Raw genomic sequence first — 18,044 nt, 5'->3', positions numbered from 1 at the left:
AATCCCGCGAAAACGGCCGCTCGACTCCCGTTTAGAGGTCGATCCGGTCGCCGATCTCGACGACTTCGAGCTGGTCCGGCGACTCATAGCTCCGAACGTGGTCGTGGAGCGCGGTCGGGTCGGCGGTCAGCCCCTTCCACATGTCCCAGTGAGTCGGCACCAGCCGGTCGAGCCCGAGGTCGTTCGCGGCCGCGCTGATCTCGTTTTCGTCGCTGTACCACTTCGTCCGGACCGGTTCGCCCGTCTCCCCGTCGGGAATCGTCCCCTCGGAGCCGAACGCGAGGATTCCGAGGTCGATGTCGAACCGCTCGGCGAGCTCGGTGAACGACGGGGAAGGCTTGCTGTCGCCGGCGTGGAACACCGTCCCCGCCTCGTGTTCGATCACGTAGCCGACGGGATGTGTCGCGTCCGTGTCGTGCGTTTCGACGACGTGGACGGTGAACTCGCCGATCCGCAGTTCGTCGCCCTCCGTCACCTCCGTGAAGGCGGCCTCGCTCACCGCGTACTCGTCGGTCCACCGCTCCTCCTCTCGCGCGACCGCGAGCGAGTCGTCGGGCGCGACGAGGTCGGCGTCCGTGTTCTCGAGAATCGGGGCCTGTGAGGGGCCGTGAACGTGGTCCGTGTGCTCGTGGGTTGCCAGCACCGCGTCCGCGACGTTGACGTCGGCGGGATCGAAGGGGATCGGGATCATCCGGACCGTCCGCGGCGGGTCGCCGGTCCCGACGTACGGGTCGATCCAGAGGACGGTCCCCCCGCTCCCCTTGACCGCGAAGCCGTTACAGCCCAGGTACCACAGCGCCACCGTGTCGGGGTCGGCGGCCGCGACAGCGCGCGGCAGCCAGTCGCCCCAGTCGGAGTCGACCATGAGCGTCGCTGCGGATTCGGCGGGGGTAATTATTCCGGAGTCCTTCCGATCGGCCGGCGGCCGCAAATTCTGTCGGGTAACGAACGACGCATATCTGTTCTGATTCGAACGTATGTATCATATATCGCTATACGAAAACTCGCGGCCGCGTCGACACACAGTACAGGAACCGCGTCGGACGCGATCCCCTTTCGACGTGGACGGCAGACGATTCCACGGCCACGACCGTCTTCGTCCATCTGGTCGAATACCTCTCGTTCGGTGCTGGAGACCCGATTTTGCGATGAGACAATTCACACCGAGATTCGAAAATCGAACCAGATCAGATATATCCCGACGACGCGTACCTGTTCCGTGGCGATTCTCGACCCGTACAGCGACCGATCGCGGGCTGTGCTTGCCTGGGTTGCCGTATTCGCGGCCATCGGCGGGCTCGTCGTCGCCGGAGCGTTTCTCTCCGACCCTGCGGCGAACGCGCCCGACCCCGTCGCGTACGATGATACCGTCGAGCTCGGGCTGTCTACGGAGACGGACTCGCTAATGTCCGACTCGGGCCGAATCCCGCGCGTTCAGGTGTTTTACTCGCAGCTTCAGTACGTCATCGGATACAACGGCGTCGAATCCTTCGTCGATCGACTCGACGATGGCGACACCGAACGTCGGTTCGGCTATCCGCTCGTCGCGTACGTCGAAACCTTCGACGGAACCGAACCGGGGACGACTGAGACGGGGTTGTTCACGGCGGCCGAATCGAGACCGTCGTCGTGGACGCCCGCCCGGGAAGCGGTCTACGTCGTCGGCAGCGAGGCTCGGACGCCCGCCGGCGAGACGGTCATCCCGTTTGCCTCTCGGGACGCGGCAACGGCGTTCACCGGGAGTCACGGCGGGGAAACCGTCGATTGGGCGGAGCTTCAGACGCGGTCGTTCGACGTCGACTCCGGGGCGGTCGCGCGGGCGATGGCACCGGAACGGTGGGAGGTGGCGGACAGACGGGTCACGGCCGCGGAGCGAACCGCCGACCGCCCCGTCTCGGTAACCGTCGGTGCGGACGCCGAGACGATTTCGGCCGCGGTCGACGCGGCCCCGCCGAACACGACGGTCGTCGTGCCGCCTGGATCCTACGAGGAGCGGATCAACGTCACGAAACCCCTCACGATCGCCGGCGAAGGCGCACACGTCAGCGGCGGCGGGAACGGTTCGGTGATCACCGTCCGGGCTCCGAACGTCGCGGTCACAGGACTGACGATCGACGGCACCGGTAATCGGACCCGGGATCCCGAAGCGGCCCGACGACGGGCCGAAGAGGCCGCGCAAGGAAGCGAGACGGAGTCGTGGGACACGAACATCCAACTCGGATACGGCTACGGCGACGCCGGGATCCGCGGACTCAACGCGCCGGGGTTGTTCATAGACGACGTGGCGATCGATACGAACGCGAGCGGCGTTCTCCTGCGGGACGGATCGGACGCGGTGATCCGTGATATCGAGGTCAACGGAACGGGCGAGTGGGACGACGGCTTCATGGGAATCACCGGGATGGAGTCCCGGGTGACGGTCACCAACGGGACGTTCACGAACGGTCGCGACGGGATCTACCTCCACCGCGCCGACGGGTCGATCGTCAGGAACTCGACGTTCAGACGGAACCGCTACGGCGTCCATCTCATGTACACCGGCGACGCCCTGATCGCGGACAACTCGTTCCGAGATGAGATCTTCGCGGGGATCACGGTGATGACCCGGCCAGCCCGCAACGCGATCGTCGGCAACGATGTCCGCGGCTCGGCGGCTGGGATACAGTCATCCGGCACGCTGACGTACATCGGTTACAACACGCTCGCACACAACGGTCTGGGATTTTCGACCAGCTCCCGCGGCTCGCTGTACGAGCACAACGTCGTCGTGGACAACGAGGTGGGCGCCCGAGCGACGACGGTCGTGCCCGCGAGCCGCGTGGTCGCGAACGACTTTGTGGGGAATGACCACCACGCCGGGGCGGGAGCAGGACCGCTACGCGTGTGGGCCGACGGCGACTGCGGCAACTACTGGGAGGGAGCGAACGCGGGACTCCACGAGCCGGGCGAGCGCGCCTACCGCCCGACGTGGCCGATCGACGCCGCGCTCCACCGGGAACCCGCCGTCGCCGCGCTCCGCGAGTCGCCGGTGAACGAACTTCTCGAACGACTCCGTGGCACCGTCGCGGGAGCGCGTTCTGGGAGTATCATCGATCCGGCACCGGCGCCGGAGCCGTACGCTCCCGATCGGGTCGCGGCGGCCGCGGACCCGAACGGGACGGCGGTCCACGCCGACTGGCGGGCGCAGATCGATAACCGCGGCCATGCTGCTCGGCAACTCGACGACCGACCCATGACCGCGGACGACCGAAACGCAACGCGACCGAACTGGGGTACCGAGCCGAACGAACGGGCAGCGGTCGAGGAGGCGTCTCCATGACCGAGCGCTCGTCGACGGAGGGGACGCCCGATGCCGGGTCGGCGGTCGACGGCGCTAAACCAGATCGCGTGGTCGTCGACGACCTCACCCGGACGTACGGCGGCGTGCCGGTGCTTGATTCGGTGTCACTCGCGTTCGGGCCGGGACTCACCGTGGTGATCGGCCCGAATGGCTCCGGAAAGTCCACGCTGCTCGGTGCGCTCGCAGGAACTGTTCCCCCGATCACCGGGGAGATCCGACGGCCGAACGTCGAGGACGGGAGTGGGAAGTCGATCGGTTACCTCCCCCAGCGGGTCCCGTTCCGGGAGGGGTTCACCGCTCGGGAAACGCTCGCGTTCTACGCGCGACTGGTCGACGGAGACCCCGACGCCGCGCTCGCGTCGGTCGGACTGTCGGACGCCGCCGACAGACCGGTCGAGGATCTCTCGGGCGGAATGCAGCGGCTGCTCGGCATCGCACAGGCGATGTTGGGCGATCCGCCGCTCGTCGTGCTCGACGAGCCGGCCAGCGGGCTCGACCCCGGAATGCGCGAGCGGGCGTTCCGGACTGCGGCCGCCCACGCGACCGACGACGTGACGGTCGTCGTGAGTACACACAATCTCGACCTCGTCGATGCCCACGCTGATCGCGTCGTCATGCTCGCCCGCGGACGGGTCGCGGCCGCCGGGGACCTCGACGCCCTCCGCGACGAGTACGGCGTCGACACGACCACGGCGCTGTACGAGGCCGCGGGACGCGACGCTACCCTGTCCGGGACCGACGACGACGCAGACCCAGCGAGAAGTGGTGCGGCGGCCGAAGACAAGCGAAACGGGCCCGGCGACGACGGCGACCGCGATGTCCACGTGACGGGGGTATCCGAACGATGACCGCGGATCTCGGCGTGACCGACGCGTTTGCCGGCGCAGGGACCGTGTTCCGGCGAGAGCTCGCGACAGTCCTGCGCACGCCCGGCTACGGCGTCCTGGGGGTCGGCTTACTCGCCGTGCTCTGGCTTCTGGTCGCCGTCGGCGGCGGTGGCGCGACGGGGTTCGTTCCGGCGGTTGTCGACCTCCTCCTGCCGGCCGAGCTGCTGGTGCCGCTGCTCGCGGTCGTGCTGGGGTATCGGGCGCTGTTGGCGGACGCGGTCAGCGGCGAGTTCGCCGTGATCCGGACGCATTCAGTTGGCGTCGCGGGCTACGTCGTCGGCGTCCTACTTGCACGGCTGGTCGCGTTGGTTGCGGTCGTCGGCCTCCCATTCGCCGTGATCGGCGGCTACGTCTGGGTGACCGCCGCCCCTGACACCGGAATCTTCGCGACCCACGCGGGCGTCGACTCGCCGCTGCTGTACGTCCGTTTTCTCGCACTGATCACGCTGTTCGGAGCGGCGTTCCTCGCCCTGTCGATGTGGGTGTCGGCGGCAGCGACGAGCCGGCGGGGCGCGGCCGCGGTCGCGGTCCTCGCGTTCCTCGCCGGAACGCTCGGGGGCGACCTGGCGCTCATTCAGTCGCTGATGGCCGGTGCCGACCCGTCGGCGGTCGCCGGACGAGCCGCGCTCACGCCGAACGGAGCCTTCCGCGGGCTCGTCTTCGAGACCGTGATCGGCGTTTCGTTCGCGCAGGAGGGGAACGTCGTCGACGTCGGCCGGGCGGTCGGCTCGCTTGCGGGGTGGACGCTCTTCGGAAGCCTCGCCTCGGTCGGAACGCTCGCCTTCCGGGAGCGCGTGAGTACCGTAATCGAACGGAGCCGATTCCGGTTCGCGGAGTGAGGAATCCGGTCGCCGGATCGTATCGGAATTCGAGTCGTCCGTTCCCTTCGCGGCATCAACGCACCCAATCGTTGCGTGAGGCAAATTCGACGTTCCCACCAGAACGGATATGATCGGGTGAGCGTACACGTGAGTATGAACCGACGCCGCGTCGTCGCCGCCGGGATCGGCGGTGCGGTCACCGGACTCGCGGGCTGTCTCGGCGGGAGCGCCTCCGAGGAAGCGCTCCCCGATCCGGTGGATCTCGAGGGAAAGTTCGACACCGATCACGGGATGGCGATCGGCCCCCACGGCGGCGCGAACGGGCAGATATTCTATCGAGACGCCGATCCGCGGGACGAGGGCAACCCGGCGTGGTTCCACACCCTCGTCCACAGCCTCTTTCCCTACCACTTCAATCGGCTGGACCGCGGCTGGGAGCCGCTCGTCGTCTACGTGACCGACTTCTCGCGCGTCGACTACACCGTGCGGCAGCGCGACGGGTCGCCGCGAATGCCGTCGCCGACGGCACCGGAGACGTTCGCCGACGCGACCGATCTCATCTACGTCGCCGAAAGCGACGTGATGGGTGGAATGGGCCCGGCGCTCCACCCGTTCTCGGACCAAGCGGAGGCCCAGTCGTTCATCGACACGCACGGCGGCCAGATGTTCGGCTACGAAGCGATCGACCGCACCCTGATCGAAGGGATCCGGCAATCGGGAAACTGAGCGGACGAACCGGACGGACCGGGAGGGAGGCGGTCACTGATTGCCGCAGCGCGGGCACAATCACGATCGGGTCTGATCGAGTCAGTCCGCGGTGGCGCTGTCATTCAGCGAGCCCGGCGCGTACGCGTACACGGCGTAGAGAACCATCGCGGCGATCAGGAAATCGAGGCTGTGTTCGACGAAGTGGTGAACCGGCATCGGGACGATCCCCAACACGGTCCCGGCACCGACCAGCGACCGCAGAACGAGCACGCCGACCGCGGCGCTGATCAGTCGGTACCGGCCGGTCCGGCGGCGTCGATACGCGACGAGACTCACGAGAAACAGCGCACCGGTTCCGATCCCGGCGCACGCGATGACGGCCAGCAGCACGGGCGACCCCTGGACGGTGAGTGGCACGAGCGCCGGGAGGACGACCCGCGAGATGAGCGATGCGATCACGACACCGGCCAGTATGCGTTGGGGGTGATAAGAAGACACGGGTGACGGTTCCCGGGCGAGTGGAACGCCCCGACAGGTTTTATTTCTCAGTCGATTACGGGCGAACACTCAGGATGGCGACGACTAGGGATCGGGTGCGACGACACGTCCGCGAGACGCCCGGCGTCCACTTCAACCGGGTGGAACGCGACCTGGACATCGCCACCGGACAGGCGCAGTATCACCTCCGACGGCTGGTGAACGACGAGGAGTTGGTCGTCGAACGAATCGCTGGTCGAACTCACTACTTCGACCCTGCCTTCGACCCGTGGGAACGGCGCGCGCTCGCGTTCCTTCGACGTGAGACCGCCCGCGAGATCGTACTGCGGCTCCATGCGGACGGTCCCCTTCGCCCGGAAACCCTAACTACAGAGTTGGACCTCGCGCGGAGCACGGTCTCGTGGCACGTCTCGAACCTCAGCGACGCTGGAATCGTCACGAAGTCCGACGACCGCCCGATGACGATCACGCTGGCCCGCCCGGACCGCACGGATGAACTGCTTGAGGCGGTGTCGCCCTCGCTGCCGGACCGGCTCGTCGACCGGTTCATTCGGACCGTCGACAGCCTCTTCGAATGAGGAGCGGACTGGCCGAACCCGCCCGGATCGGACGCGAGTGGCGCGTTCGAGGGTCACACCAGATACCTCAAGACCGCGGGACCGATACGTGAGCGCATGGACCGACGGAGTTTCTGTAAAACAGCCGGCCTCGCGGGAGTCACCGCCGGCACTGCCGGTTGTCTTGGTGTCCTTGGCAGTAGTGGCGCCGAAGGAACCGTTCTCGGACCGCCGGAGCGGGACCTCAGCGAGGCGTCATTCCCGAGCTACGGTGACAATATGCCCGATTTCACCGTCCCCGACCCGATCCACGGCGAGGAGATATCGACGGCCCAGTTCGAGGGGGAGCGCGCGGTGCTGTGGACGTCATTTTACACCAACTGTCCGGACGGGGTGTGTCCCGCGCTCATTCTCCGACTCCGTCGCGGGCAGGAGGCCGCCGCCGAGGAGGGGTACGGCGACCGGGTCGCGTTTCTCCCCACCACGTTCGACCCCGAGCGTGACACCGCCGAGGCCCTCCGCGAGTACGCCGGCCAGCAGGGGGTCGACCTCGACGCGGGTAACTGGCACTTCCTCCGCCCAGAGACCTACGAGCGGGCCCGAGAGATACACGACGAGCACTTCGGTCTGGAGATCGAGAAGCGACCCGCAGACGATGTCGAGAGTCTGGAGTATCGTTTCCCGCACTACGGGCTCATCATTCTCGCCAATAAGCAGGGGATCATCGAGCGGGCGTACGCTCGGGGACCGCGAACCGACATCGAACGGCTCGTCGACGACCTCGAACGAGTGGCAACTGAGTGACAGCTCTTTGGTTCAGGGAGGCCAGCTACCGTCGTTTTCCGCATCGTAGTTGTTGATTGGAACCCATCGCCTGTATCGAGCCAGCGAAAAGGATCCAGTGCTCGGTCAGTGCCCCATCGCCCCCCCGAGGGGCTGGTAATGCGGGAACATCGGATGTGGGAGGTGAACACCGAGTGCCACCAGTCCGTGCGCGAACAGCACGTACCCCAGCACGACGAACGCCACGCCGAGTAGCCGATGAACGCGTCGCCGGTGGGCAACGTCGATCGACTGGATAGTCGTCCCATAGAGGAAGACGGCCGGAATCGTCCCGATACCGAGGGCACCGAGAGCGATTCCACCGGTGGTCGGAGAGCCGCTCGCGAAGGCGAACAGATACGCGGGATACAGCATCGGGCAGGGAAGAAACGCGTGGACGGCCCCGAGACCGACAATACTCGGGCTGTTGACGTGCCGGTGAACTCTCGTTGCGAGCCACGACGTAACGCGCTGGACGCCGGGTATTCGAATATCGCCTCCGCTTCCGCCAATGACATATCGAACGCCGGTCGCCACAATGAACCCTCCTACCGCGAGACCGACAGCACCCCGCAGGAGATCGGCGATCGGTGTTAGTTGGTCAGCGGTAACGAACACGACGCTCCCGAGCGCGCCGAAGAGGGTCCCGAGAATCGCGTACGTCGTCGCTCGGCCGACGTTGAACAGGAAGTGCTGGCGAACCTCGTAGGTCGTGAGATGACCGGCACGCCGGTCGTCGGCTGTCACCGTCCCGCCGTCTGGCTGCGGCGTCATTTGCTTCGAGTACATCGTCACTAACGGCCCACACATCCCGATACAGTGTGCGCCGCCGAGTACGCCGATGAGAGCGAAGAGGACGACGTCGATTCGGAGGAGTGACTCGATCACGGTCGCCCTCGGTTGCGTACGGGTTTGTGTCGTCTGGTGTCCCTCTCGAACGAGAGAGTACTGATGTCATCGGACGGGAGGCACGCATCGGTTTCCGTCCTCCGAGGTTGTCGTCGAGGGTGACTCGACCACGAACGTGCCCGGCGAGAACCGTCGCGGTCACCGGGTCCGTCCCGCGGGCGACGCTCAGCCGCGGAAGAGGTTGATAACCTCGTCGACGACGTCCGACTCGACCGCGAGGATGTACCGCTCCGAGGCTTCCAGCATTGTCTCCGGCCCGGCAAGCGTCTCCCGGTCCGCGGTGGAGATGAGGAGGCTGCCCGCCGGAAGGGCGACGTCGTCGAGCCGCCGCCCGGCGACCGGGGCCGACTCGGCGACGGTCACCTCGATGATGTCGAGGTCGGCGGTGGGGTACACGAGCGTCCGGATCCCTTCGCCGGTGAGCATGTCGGCGGCGTGGTCGCCGCCGAGCGACTGCGGGAGCAGCGTCGCGTCGACGACCTCGTCGTGGTCTGGCTCGGTCGCCGTCTCCGAGCGGGCGAGCGTCCGGATCGACGGTTCGAGGTAGTGGGCCGTCAGACAGATCTCGGTGTTCGTCTCCGTGTCGTCGGTGAGCGCGGCGATGGCGTCGGCGTCACCGAGGTCCGCCTGCCGGAGGATCGACTGGCGCGTGGCGTCGCCGCGTATCACCGGGCCGAGATACGCGTCGGCCAACTCCTCGACGCGCTCCTCGTCGACCTCGATCAGCAGTACCTCGTGGCCCTGTTCCGTGAGGTTCTCCGCCGTCCGTAGCCCGACCCGACCTCCGCCGGCGATGACGAACCGCTTTGTCCGGGTCATCGTGCCGCGTCTCGGCGCGCAGCGACTTTAATCCGCCCGACGTTCCTACGCGGCCGGAACGCCGCTCGGAACCCCCCGTGGCGGATAAACGTTATCAGACCCCGCCACGATTACTACATCAAGAGAACTACCCCCGAAAATGAAGTGGTCGAATCCGTACAGATCGACGCGCACGATGGACAACGCCGGACACGAGGCCCTCGACCGATGAGCGGGAGCCAGACTCGGTCGCCGGACGCCGAGCTCGGACTGCTGGACGCGACGATGATCGGTATGGGAGCGATGATCGGTGCCGGAATCTTCGTGCTGACCGGACTGGCAGCCGAGATCGCCGGGCCGGCGGCCATCATCGTTTTCGCGCTGAACGGCGTTGTCACCGCGTTCACCGGACTCTCGTACGCCGAACTCGCCAGCTCGATCCCGAAGAGCGGCGGCGGGTACGCCTTCGTCCGCGAGATCTTCGACGACCTCTCCTCGTTCATTATGGGATGGATGCTGTGGTTCGCCTACATGATCGCGGGGGCGCTGTACGCGCTCGGGTTCGCCCCGAACTTCCTCGAACTCCTCCACGTGTACGGAATCGTTCCGCCGCCGGGAGAGGTCGGAGCCGTCGCCCTCCCGATCGTGGACCGAGCGATTTCGGTCGGGTTTCTGTTGGCGTTCGTCGCGGTGCTCGGACTGGTGGCGCTCAACGCCGTCTCCACGGCCGCCAGCGGGAAGGCGGAGACGGTGTTCACGATAATCAAGGTGACGATCCTGCTGGTGTTCGTCGCCTTCGGGGTGGCGTCGCCGATGTTCTCCGGGGCGGAGTTCCAGCCGTTGTTCCCCGGGGGGAGCGGGGCGGCCGCCGTCCTCCCGGCGATGGGGCTCACGTTCATCGCCTTCGAGGGGTACGACCTCATCACGACCGTCACCGAGGAGGTGAAGAACCCGCGCGAGAACATCCCGAAGGCGATCTTCGTGAGCCTCGCCGTGACCGTGGTCGTCTACCTGGCCGTCGTGACCGTCGCCGTCGGGACGCTCGGGGCGGACGGACTCGCCGAGGCGGGAGAAGCCGGGATCGCGACGGCGGCGACCTCGTTCATGCCGACCGGCCTGCCGATCATTCAGAACGGCGGCGCGCTCGTCGTCTTCGGCGCGGTGTTCTCGACGCTGACGGCGCTGAACGCGGTCGTCATCGCCTCCTCCCGGGTCGCGTTCTCGATGGGTCGCGAGGGGCAGCTGCTCCCCTCGTTCGGCCAGATTCACCACCGGTACGGGACGCCGTTCGTCGCGATCCTCGCCAGCGCGGTGGTGATGCTCGGCTCGGTCGCGCTGCCGACGCAGAGCGCCGGCAACATGTCGAGCCTCTTCTTCCTGCTGTCGTTCGTCATCGTCAACGTGGCCGCGATCAGGCTGCGCCGCGAACGGCCGAACATGCACCGCCCCTACGAGATGCCGTTCTACCCGGCGCCGCCGCTTATCGGCATCGCGCTCAACCTGGTCCTGACCGGCGTGCTCGTCGAGTACCTGCTGCGGACCGACCCGTTGGCGCTGGGGCTCAGCGCCGGCTGGATCCTGCTCGGCGGGGTCGCGTATCTCATCCTCAACAGGCTGCGCGCGGAGCCGGAGGCGGGACCGGCGGTCACCGACACCGACATCACCCCGGAGACGGAGGACTGAACCAATGCCAAGCTCACTCGACGTCGTGATCGCGGGCGGCGGACGCGTCGGCTTCCAGACAGCGGAGATCCTCGCGGACCGCGGCCACGAGGTGACGATCATCGAGCGCGACGAGCGGATCGTCTCCGAGATCGCCGACGAGTACGTCGCGACGGTGATCCGCGGCGACGCGACGAACCCCGACATCATCGAACAGGCCGATATCGAACGGGCAGACGCGATCGCGGCGCTCACCGGAGAGACGGGGCTGAACCTCGCCGTCTGTCTGGCCGCCACGGAGCTTTCTCCGGGGGTCAGGACGGTCGCCCGCATCGACCGCGCCGCCGGCGAGTCGTACACGCGGTTCGTCGACGCGGTGCTGTTCCCCGAGCGGGCCGGGGCTCGGGTGGCCGCGAACGAGGTCCTCGGCAGCGACGTCCAGACGCTGGCCGACGTGACGGGGAACCTCGACATCATGCTCATCCGCGTCGCGGAGGAGGCGCCCGCCGCGGGCAAGGCGCTCTCCGAGGTCCGCTTCCCGGCCGGAACGGTGGTCGTCTCCGGAGCCAACGGTCGGCGGATCGCCCGCTCCGAGACGACGCTGACTCCGGGCGAGCGCTACGTCGTCGCCGTCGAACCCGATGTCGCAGACGAGGTATTGAACCTGCTCCAAGGCTAGGCGGTGGCTTGAGAGCGACGACTCACCCTACTCCCCGCCGAGCCCCCACTCCGCGTCGAGCTCGCGGTGGGTGAACGGGACCGCGTCCTCGCCGCTGTACGTCGCGACGAGGTGGCCGTCCCCCTCGAGGTAGTACTTGTACGTCGTGAGCCCCTCCAGGCCGACCGGGCCGCGGGCGTGGACCTTCCCGGTGGAGATGCCGACCTCCGCGCCGAGCCCGTAGCGGTAGCCGTCGGCGAACCGCGTCGACGCGTTGTGGAAGACGCTCGCGGCGTCGACGCCGGTCATGAACGTCTTCGCCGTCTCGGAGTCCTCGGTGAGGATCGACTCGGTGTGTTTCGAACCGTGGTCGTTGACGTGTTCGACCGCCTCGTAGGCGTCGTCGACGATCTTGATCGACAGTTCGAGGTCTCCGTACTCCGTGTCCCAGTCGTCGTCGGTCGCGGGCGCGACGTCGACGACCTCGCGGGTCCGCTCGTCGCCGCGCAGTTCGACGCCGGCGTCCTCGTAGCGCGCGACGAGGTCCGGGAGGAAGGCCTCGGCGACCGACTCGTGGACGAGCAGGGTCTCGACGGCGTTACAGACTGCGGGGTACTGGACCTTCGCGTCGAAGGCGACGTCTGCGGCCATCTCCAAGTCGGCGTCGGCGTCGACGTAGACGTGACAGACCCCCTCGGTGTGGCCGAGCACGGGTATCTGAGTGTTCGCCTGGACGTAGGAGACGAACTCCGAGGAGCCACGCGGCATCACGAGGTCGACCCGGTCGTCGAGTTCGAGCAGGCGGTCGACCGCCTCGTGGGCCTCGATCAGCGCGGCCCACCCGTCGGGGAGGTCGGCGGTCGCGTCGACGATCGCCTCGTACAGGACGCGGTTCGACTCGGCGGCCTCGCTGCCCCCCTTGAGGACGACGGCGTTGCCGGACTTCAGGGCGAGCGCCGCGATCTGGACTAAGGCGTCGGGCCGCGACTCGAAGACGGTCGCGACGACGCCGATCGGCACCGACACCCGGTACAGCTCCAACCCCTCGTCGAGCTCGCGGGCCGCGAGCGTCTCGCCGAGCGGGTCGTCCTGTTCGGCGACCGACTCGACCATCGACGCGATCTCCTCGATCTTCGTCTCGTCGAGCTTCAGCCGGTCGACCAAGGCCTGCGTGTACTCCCCGTCCGCGAGCAGCTGTTCCGCTTCCTCGACGTCGACCGCGTTCGCGTCGAGGATCTCCGACTCGCGGTCGCGGATCGCGTCCGCGATCGACCGGAGCGCCTCGTTCCGGGTCGCCTCGTCCGCGTTCGCGAGCCGCAGGGCGGCGCGCTCGGCTCGCCGGGCCAGCTCGTCGGTGTCGGCCTCGATGTCGTCTCTCGTGTCGGCGTCTGTCTCACTCATCGTCGTCATCCCTCTCCGGCACGAATAGCGTGCCCGTCGGCTTACCCGCTGCGATCCGCGCTAACACGTCGCGCTCGGCCGACCCCGCGATGATCGCGGGGATACCGTTGCGGCTCACGTCGTGAGCGCCCTCGACCTTCGTGCGGATGCCGCCGAAGTCGGTCTCGGTGCCGTCGCCGACGATCTCCCGCAGCCGCTCGTACCCGTCGTCGACCGCCTCGATCAGCTCTGCGTCGGCGTCGCGCTTCGGGTTCCCGGTGTAGACGCCGTCGACGTCCGTGAGCGTCACGAGGAGGTCGGCGTCGAGCCCGATCGCGATCGACGCCGACAGCATGTCGTTGTCGCCGATCCGCAGCTCGTCGGTCGCCACCGCGTCGTTCTCGTTGACGACGGGAACGACCCCCCACGACAGCAGCGTCTCGACGGTGTTCGTGAAGTTGTCGAACCGCTCCGGCGCGTCGAGGTCGGTGCCCGTCACGAGTATCTGCGCGACGTCCTGGTCGAACCGTTCGAAGCTCTGCGTGTAGTGGCGCATCAGCAGGCCCTGGCCGACCGTCGAGAGCGCCTGGCTCTCCGCGATCGAGTCGACGCCGTCGCGCGACTCCGGGCCCTCGTCGAGTCGGCCCGTGCCGGCGCCGACCGCACCGGACGAGACCAGCACGACCTCCGTGCCGCGCTCGCGGAGGTCCATCACGTCCGCGGCGAGCTTGTCGAGCTTCACGCGGTCGAGCCGCGAGTCGTCGTCGGTCAGCGAGTTCGTCCCGGCCTTGACGATCACGCGGTCGGCCGCGGCCGCCCGCTTCCGAGCGGCCGCGACGCGGTCGGCGTCGGCCGCGCCCACGCGGTCGGCGCCCGCGTCCTCAGGCATCCTCGAACTCCGCGGCGAGCTCGCGAGACCGGCGCTCCGCGGCCGCGACGGCGTCCCCGACCGCGGCGTCGGCGTCGCTGTCCCACAGCACCTCCATCCCCTCGATCGTCGTGCCGTTCGGCGAGCAGACCGCGTCGATGAGTTCGTCGACGCTCCGGTCGTCGCGCAGCACCGTCTCCGCGGCGCCCTTGAACGTCTGCGCCGCCAGCGTCTCCGCCTGTTCGGGGTCGAGCCCGCTCTCGACCCCGCCCTGTTTCATCGCGTCGATCAGGTAGAACGCGAACGCGGGCCCGCTGCCGTTGACGGCCGTCGAGACGTGCATCAGCGACTCGTCGACCTCGACGAACTCCCCGACCGCGTCGAGCATGGCGCGGACCTCGTCGGTGAGGCCCTCGTTCGTCGCCGCCGCCGCCATGTCGCCCGTCTCGGCCGCGAGGTTCGGCATGATCCGGACGACCGACGCGTCGGTGCGGTCGGCGACGAACTCGCGGGGGAGCCCCGCGGCCAGCGTCACGAGCCGCTGGTCGGCGCGGAGGTCGAGGTCGTCGAGGACCGCCGGCGCCACGTCCGGCTTCACCGCGAGGACGACGATGTCGGCGTCGCGCGCCGCCGCCACGTCCTCGGTCGTCTCGTCGACGGCGTCTTCGATCGCGGCGAGCGCCTCGGGGTCGAGGTCGATCGCCGTGAGGTGGTACCCCTCCGCGCGGGCGAGCCCCCTGAGCAGGGCGCCCCCCATGTTCCCGCAGCCGATAACGCTCACTCGAGTCATTTGCCTCTACGGAGTCGGTGGGAGGACATACCAACTGCGGTTTTCGCAAGTTTCCGCGGACCGCCGAGCGGCTCGGCCTCGGCGCCCGCTACGTCAGGTCCGCGTACAGCGACCGGTACCGCTCGGCGATCGCGTCGAGCGAGAACGCCTCGCTGCGCTCCGCGGCGGCCTCGCCCAGTTCCGCTCGGCGGTCGGCGTCGCGGAGCTCGTCGATGGCTTGGATGAACCCCGACACGTCGTCGCCGCGGGCGTCGGTCTCGTCCGCGCTCGCGGCCGTCCCGTCGTCGCGCTCGTCGTCTCCCACCTTCAGGCAGTCTTCGCCGTCGTCGAGCCACGAGAACGTCTCGATGTCGCGGACGACGAGCGGCTTCCCGGCCGCCATCGCCTCCAGCAGCGCGATCCCCTCGTTCTCCTCGTGGGTCGGGAAACAGAAGACGTCGCCCGCGGCGTACGCGCCGCGGATGTCGTCGACGAACCCCGTGAACGTACAGTTCGACGGCGCTTCGTCGACCAGCCGCTTCGTCTCGCGGCCCTTCAGCGACCGGTCGATGGGGCCGAACCACGCGAAGTCCACGTCTGGCATCCGGTGGGCCGTCTCGACGAACGTCTCTAACCCCTTCCGCTTGATGACGTGACCGACCATGAACACCGTCGGCGGGTCGAGGTCGTAGCGCTCGCGGTACTCGGCTTCCAGCGACTCGAACCCCGTCAGCTTCTCGCGGTCGACGCCGTTCGAGACGACGGTCGCGGGCACGTCCGCGTACCCTTCGATCACCTCGCGGTTGTACTCTGAGGGGCAGACGAGGCGGTCGGCGAGCCCGTACGCACGGCGGAGGTACGGCCTGAGCGGCACCGCGAGCGCGTTCGTGAACCGGAAGCTGTCACCGAAGTCCTCGGCGGTGACGTGGGTGTGGGCGACGACGGGAACGCCCGCCTTCCGGGCGCGGCGCGCGTACCAGACCGAGCGCGGCCCCATCAGGTTGCAGTGGAGCACGTCGGCGTCCAGCGTCGGCTCCGTGGTGTACTCGATGCCGACCCGGTCGAACATCTTTCGTTGGTGGTCGACGGAGGCGGCCATCCCCCCGGTGACGTGGTCTTCGAACTCGAAGTAGTGGCTGACCTTCATCGGTGGGGAGCGGCTCCGGTCCGCGCGCCGACCGCGCCGTGGCCGTCGGTGCGGACGGCTACTCGACTTCCAGCCACGGGACCTCCATCAGTGCGGGAATGTACGTCTCGATGTGGTGTTCCCAGACGCCCTCCTCGCCGAACGCCTCGCCGTGGTCGGCGGTGACGACCACGTCGCCGTCGAGCTCCGCGACGAGCTCCGAGACGCTCTCTAAGGCGATCCGGAGGTTCTCCTCGTACATCGACAGCGCCGTCACGCGCGTGCCGTCCTTCACGAGGTCCTTCGGGTCGAGTTCGAGCCACAGCCCGGCCTTCTGGGCGAACTCGCTGTCGTCGAGCCGGCTCTCGATCTTCGGCCGGACCGAGTCGCTGAGCGAGGAGAGCAGCCCGCCGTCGTCGTCGCTTCCGCCCTCGGCCTCCTCCTCCTGGCGTTTGATCCCCTTCTGGATCTGCTTGAGCTTCTGGCCCTTGCCCCGCGAGAGGTAGGGGGCGTGCGGCTGCATGTAGTGGAGGACGGTGCGGTCGGCGCGCTCGACCGCGTCCCGATTGCGGTGGAACGCGTCCGCGAGCCCCTCCGGCGGGACGGTCCCGAGGTCGTCGTCCCAGTCGGTCTTCCACACGTCGTGGATGTCGCTGATGTGCTCTGACGCGGTCCACTCGTAGTCGCAGGACGCGCCCCACTTGAGCTCGTTCAGCGGGATCCCCAGGTCGTTGATGAAGGGGTTCCCGGAGAAGTACGCGATGTCGTGGTCGCCGGTGAACGTCCGGTAGGCCCACTCCGGGGTCGACGAGCCGATGCTCTTCCGCTTCTCGAGCGTCCCGTCGAGGTACTCGTCGTACACGTCTGCGAACACGTCGTACCGGCACGCGTCGAGCACCAGACAGTAATCCCACTCCGACTCGAGGAACCGCTGATCTTCCATTGGGTGGGTCGTCGGCCCGCCGGTACGTATGTATTCTCATTCGGTCGCTCCGGACGCCGACCCCTCCGACACGACCGGCGCCGCCGACGGCTCGCACCCCGCAGAGACGAAGCAGACGTTTCAAGTTCGCTACCGCGTCACCTCGTTTATGAACGGCTCACAACGGCGCGCGCTGATCCTCGGGTCGGCCGGCGCCGTCATCCTCTTCGCCGTGCTGTTCGTCGTCGTCGGCGTCCAGCGCGTGGTCGACGCGCTCGCGGCCGCCGACCCGGCGCTCGTCGCGGCGACCGCCGGACTCGGCCTCTGCTGGCTCGCGTCGTGGAGCCTGATGCTGCGCGCCGTGCTGGGGGCGCTCGACGTCCGGCTGTCGGTCCGGACCGCGTTCCTCGTGTACAGCGGCGCCGCCTTCGCGAACAACGTCACCCCGTTCGGACAGGCGGGCGGGGAACCGGTCGCCGCGGCCCTCATCTCGAAGGTGGGCGAGGCGCGGTACGAGACGGGGCTCGTCGGCATCGCGAGCGTCGACGTGCTCAACGTCGTCCCCTCCGTCTCGCTCGTGTTCGTCGGCGTGGGGTCGTACGCGGCCACCACCGCCATCGGCGAGCGCGTCGGGTTCGCCGTCGCGAGCGCGGTCGCGCTGGTCGCCGCGATCGTCGCGGCGATCGCGTTCGTCTGGCGCTACCGCGTGGCGGTCGTCGACCGCGTGCCGGGCGCCGTCGGACCGTTCCTCGGGCGGTTCGACCGCTTCGACGCCGAGACGATCGAGGCCGGGCTGGCGGACCGGCTGGGGAACTTCTTCGCCGACATCGAGCGCGTCGGCACCGACCGACGGCGGCTCCTGGGGATCGTCGCGCTCTCGCTCGTCGGCTGGCTCTTTCAGGCCGCCGCGCTCACCGTCGCGTTCGCCGCGGTCGGGCACCCGATCTCGCCGCTGATCCCCGTCTTCGTCGTCCCGCTGTCGTACGTCGCGGGCGCGACGCCGCTGCCCGGCGGGCTCGGCGGTATCGAGGCCGCGCTCGTCGGCCTGCTCGTCCCGACGACCGGCGTCGCCGCCCCCGCGATCACCGCCGCGGTCTTAGTCTTCCGCGGCGCCGTCTACTGGCTGCCGATGCTCATCGGCGGCCTCTCGGCGTCCGCGCTGGGCGTGCGCGTGCTGGAGTGACGAGGAGCGACGCGGCGACGACCGCGACCGCTCCGAACGCGCGTTTCGGGGTCCGCTCGGTACCGAGGAGGAGGGCTCGCGAGACCGTGCGGGCACGTCGACGAGAGGGCACAAACGCCACGGGGAACCGCTCGCT

The 18,044-nt window shown here is 68.3% G+C and carries 18 protein-coding genes; 9 read left to right on the top strand and 9 right to left on the bottom strand.

What is annotated here, in order from left to right; genetic code table 11:
• Nucleotides 1-31: 31 nt before the first annotated feature.
• Nucleotides 32-865 carry an MBL fold metallo-hydrolase gene (locus EXE42_RS01590; RefSeq protein WP_092922611.1) on the bottom strand — a complete coding sequence of 278 codons (834 nt, stop codon included), beginning with the start codon at nt 863-865 and terminating at the stop codon, nt 32-34.
• A 354-nt stretch (nt 866-1,219) separates the two neighbouring features.
• On the opposite strand from EXE42_RS01590, the gene EXE42_RS01585 reads away from it, so the two are divergent.
• The 4 genes from EXE42_RS01585 (at nt 1,220) to EXE42_RS01570 (ending at nt 5,774) form a co-directional block, all read left to right on the top strand.
• A complete protein-coding gene (locus EXE42_RS01585) occupies nt 1,220-3,319 on the top strand; it encodes a NosD domain-containing protein (RefSeq protein WP_137705761.1) in 2,100 nt (699 codons plus the stop codon).
• On the top strand, nt 3,316-4,188 hold the full coding sequence (locus tag EXE42_RS01580; protein ID WP_092922605.1) for an ABC transporter ATP-binding protein: 873 nt from the start codon (nt 3,316-3,318) through the stop codon (nt 4,186-4,188). The genes EXE42_RS01585 and EXE42_RS01580 overlap by 4 nt, the downstream gene beginning before the upstream one ends.
• A 14-nt stretch (nt 4,189-4,202) precedes the next feature.
• The gene (locus EXE42_RS01575) at nt 4,203-5,066 is read left to right on the top strand and encodes a copper ABC transporter permease (RefSeq protein ID WP_092923277.1); all 864 of its coding nucleotides are present in this window, start codon (nt 4,203-4,205) and stop codon (nt 5,064-5,066) included.
• Between the two features lie 135 nt (nt 5,067-5,201).
• Entirely contained in the window at nt 5,202-5,774 is a 573-nt protein-coding gene (locus tag EXE42_RS01570; protein ID WP_092922602.1) for a nitrous oxide reductase accessory protein NosL, read from the top strand.
• A gap of 81 nt (nt 5,775-5,855) precedes the next feature.
• Here the strand turns inward: EXE42_RS01570 and EXE42_RS01565 are convergent, their stop codons facing one another.
• Entirely contained in the window at nt 5,856-6,173 is a 318-nt protein-coding gene (locus EXE42_RS01565) for a hypothetical protein (protein ID WP_369333799.1), read from the bottom strand.
• A gap of 155 nt (nt 6,174-6,328) precedes the next feature.
• Here EXE42_RS01565 and EXE42_RS01560 point away from each other — a divergent pair, with 155 nt between their 5' ends.
• Both EXE42_RS01560 and EXE42_RS01555 read left to right on the top strand, forming a co-directional pair.
• A complete protein-coding gene (locus EXE42_RS01560; protein WP_092922599.1) occupies nt 6,329-6,832 on the top strand; it encodes a helix-turn-helix domain-containing protein in 504 nt (167 codons plus the stop codon).
• 96 nt (nt 6,833-6,928) lie between these two features.
• Nucleotides 6,929-7,615, top strand: a complete 687-nt coding sequence (locus EXE42_RS01555) for an SCO family protein (protein ID WP_137693289.1) — start codon at nt 6,929-6,931, stop codon at nt 7,613-7,615.
• 105 nt (nt 7,616-7,720) lie between these two features.
• Here EXE42_RS01555 and EXE42_RS01550 read toward each other — a convergent pair whose 3' ends face one another.
• Nucleotides 7,721-8,521, bottom strand: a complete 801-nt coding sequence (locus EXE42_RS01550) for a sulfite exporter TauE/SafE family protein (RefSeq protein ID WP_092922593.1) — start codon at nt 8,519-8,521, stop codon at nt 7,721-7,723.
• Nucleotides 8,522-8,707: 186 nt separating this feature from the next.
• Nucleotides 8,708-9,361 (bottom strand): TrkA family potassium uptake protein, encoded by a 654-nt coding sequence (locus EXE42_RS01545; protein WP_092922590.1) that lies wholly within the window; start codon nt 9,359-9,361, stop codon nt 8,708-8,710.
• A 207-nt stretch (nt 9,362-9,568) separates the two neighbouring features.
• On the opposite strand from EXE42_RS01545, the gene EXE42_RS01540 reads away from it, so the two are divergent.
• Both EXE42_RS01540 and EXE42_RS01535 read left to right on the top strand, forming a co-directional pair.
• Complete coding sequence (locus tag EXE42_RS01540) at nt 9,569-11,023, top strand: APC family permease (RefSeq protein WP_137693290.1); 1,455 nt, start codon at nt 9,569-9,571, stop codon at nt 11,021-11,023.
• A 4-nt stretch (nt 11,024-11,027) separates the two neighbouring features.
• Entirely contained in the window at nt 11,028-11,681 is a 654-nt protein-coding gene (locus EXE42_RS01535; RefSeq protein ID WP_092922584.1) for a TrkA family potassium uptake protein, read from the top strand.
• A gap of 27 nt (nt 11,682-11,708) precedes the next feature.
• Here the strand turns inward: EXE42_RS01535 and EXE42_RS01530 are convergent, their stop codons facing one another.
• The 5 genes from EXE42_RS01530 to EXE42_RS01510 all read right to left on the bottom strand — a co-directional run bounded on the left by EXE42_RS01530 (nt 11,709) and on the right by EXE42_RS01510 (nt 16,746).
• Nucleotides 11,709-13,070, bottom strand: coding sequence for a glutamate-5-semialdehyde dehydrogenase (locus EXE42_RS01530; RefSeq protein ID WP_137705760.1), 1,362 nt, complete (start codon nt 13,068-13,070; stop codon nt 11,709-11,711).
• Complete coding sequence (gene proB / locus EXE42_RS01525) at nt 13,054-13,929, bottom strand: glutamate 5-kinase (protein WP_137705759.1); 876 nt, start codon at nt 13,927-13,929, stop codon at nt 13,054-13,056. The genes EXE42_RS01530 and proB overlap by 17 nt, the downstream gene beginning before the upstream one ends.
• Nucleotides 13,922-14,698, bottom strand: a complete 777-nt coding sequence (proC, locus tag EXE42_RS01520; RefSeq protein WP_137693293.1) for a pyrroline-5-carboxylate reductase — start codon at nt 14,696-14,698, stop codon at nt 13,922-13,924. The genes proB and proC overlap by 8 nt, the downstream gene beginning before the upstream one ends.
• Nucleotides 14,699-14,786: 88 nt before the next feature.
• Entirely contained in the window at nt 14,787-15,824 is a 1,038-nt protein-coding gene (locus tag EXE42_RS01515) for a glycosyltransferase family 4 protein (RefSeq protein ID WP_092922574.1), read from the bottom strand.
• A gap of 58 nt (nt 15,825-15,882) precedes the next feature.
• Nucleotides 15,883-16,746 (bottom strand): hypothetical protein, encoded by an 864-nt coding sequence (locus EXE42_RS01510; protein WP_092922570.1) that lies wholly within the window; start codon nt 16,744-16,746, stop codon nt 15,883-15,885.
• A gap of 148 nt (nt 16,747-16,894) precedes the next feature.
• Between EXE42_RS01510 and EXE42_RS01505 the strand changes: the two genes are divergently transcribed.
• Complete coding sequence (locus tag EXE42_RS01505) at nt 16,895-17,908, top strand: lysylphosphatidylglycerol synthase transmembrane domain-containing protein (protein ID WP_137705758.1); 1,014 nt, start codon at nt 16,895-16,897, stop codon at nt 17,906-17,908.
• Nucleotides 17,909-18,044 lie beyond the last annotated feature (136 nt).

The sequence above is a fragment of the Halorubrum sp. SP3 genome (assembly GCF_005435195.1).
Classification (GTDB): Archaea; Halobacteriota; Halobacteria; order Halobacteriales; family Haloferacaceae; genus Halorubrum; species Halorubrum sodomense.
This window is presented reverse-complemented; position numbering and strand designations above follow the sequence as displayed.

Excerpts from the sequence above, each read along its gene's own strand:
- EXE42_RS01590 (WP_092922611.1), bottom strand. The coding sequence starts at position 865 with ATGGTCGACTCCGACTGGGGCGACTGGCTGCCGCGCGCTGTCGCGGCC.
- EXE42_RS01580 (WP_092922605.1), top strand. The coding sequence starts at position 3,316 with ATGACCGAGCGCTCGTCGACGGAGGGGACGCCCGATGCCGGGTCGGCG.
- EXE42_RS01570 (WP_092922602.1), top strand. The coding sequence starts at position 5,202 with ATGAACCGACGCCGCGTCGTCGCCGCCGGGATCGGCGGTGCGGTCACC.
- EXE42_RS01560 (WP_092922599.1), top strand. The coding sequence starts at position 6,329 with ATGGCGACGACTAGGGATCGGGTGCGACGACACGTCCGCGAGACGCCC.
- EXE42_RS01555 (WP_137693289.1), top strand. The coding sequence starts at position 6,929 with ATGGACCGACGGAGTTTCTGTAAAACAGCCGGCCTCGCGGGAGTCACC.
- EXE42_RS01545 (WP_092922590.1), bottom strand. The coding sequence starts at position 9,361 with ATGACCCGGACAAAGCGGTTCGTCATCGCCGGCGGAGGTCGGGTCGGG.
- EXE42_RS01540 (WP_137693290.1), top strand. The coding sequence starts at position 9,569 with ATGAGCGGGAGCCAGACTCGGTCGCCGGACGCCGAGCTCGGACTGCTG.
- EXE42_RS01535 (WP_092922584.1), top strand. The coding sequence starts at position 11,028 with ATGCCAAGCTCACTCGACGTCGTGATCGCGGGCGGCGGACGCGTCGGC.
- EXE42_RS01530 (WP_137705760.1), bottom strand. The coding sequence starts at position 13,070 with ATGACGACGATGAGTGAGACAGACGCCGACACGAGAGACGACATCGAG.
- proB (WP_137705759.1), bottom strand. The coding sequence starts at position 13,929 with ATGCCTGAGGACGCGGGCGCCGACCGCGTGGGCGCGGCCGACGCCGAC.
- proC (WP_137693293.1), bottom strand. The coding sequence starts at position 14,698 with ATGACTCGAGTGAGCGTTATCGGCTGCGGGAACATGGGGGGCGCCCTG.
- EXE42_RS01515 (WP_092922574.1), bottom strand. The coding sequence starts at position 15,824 with ATGAAGGTCAGCCACTACTTCGAGTTCGAAGACCACGTCACCGGGGGG.
- EXE42_RS01510 (WP_092922570.1), bottom strand. The coding sequence starts at position 16,746 with ATGGAAGATCAGCGGTTCCTCGAGTCGGAGTGGGATTACTGTCTGGTG.
- EXE42_RS01505 (WP_137705758.1), top strand. The coding sequence starts at position 16,895 with ATGAACGGCTCACAACGGCGCGCGCTGATCCTCGGGTCGGCCGGCGCC.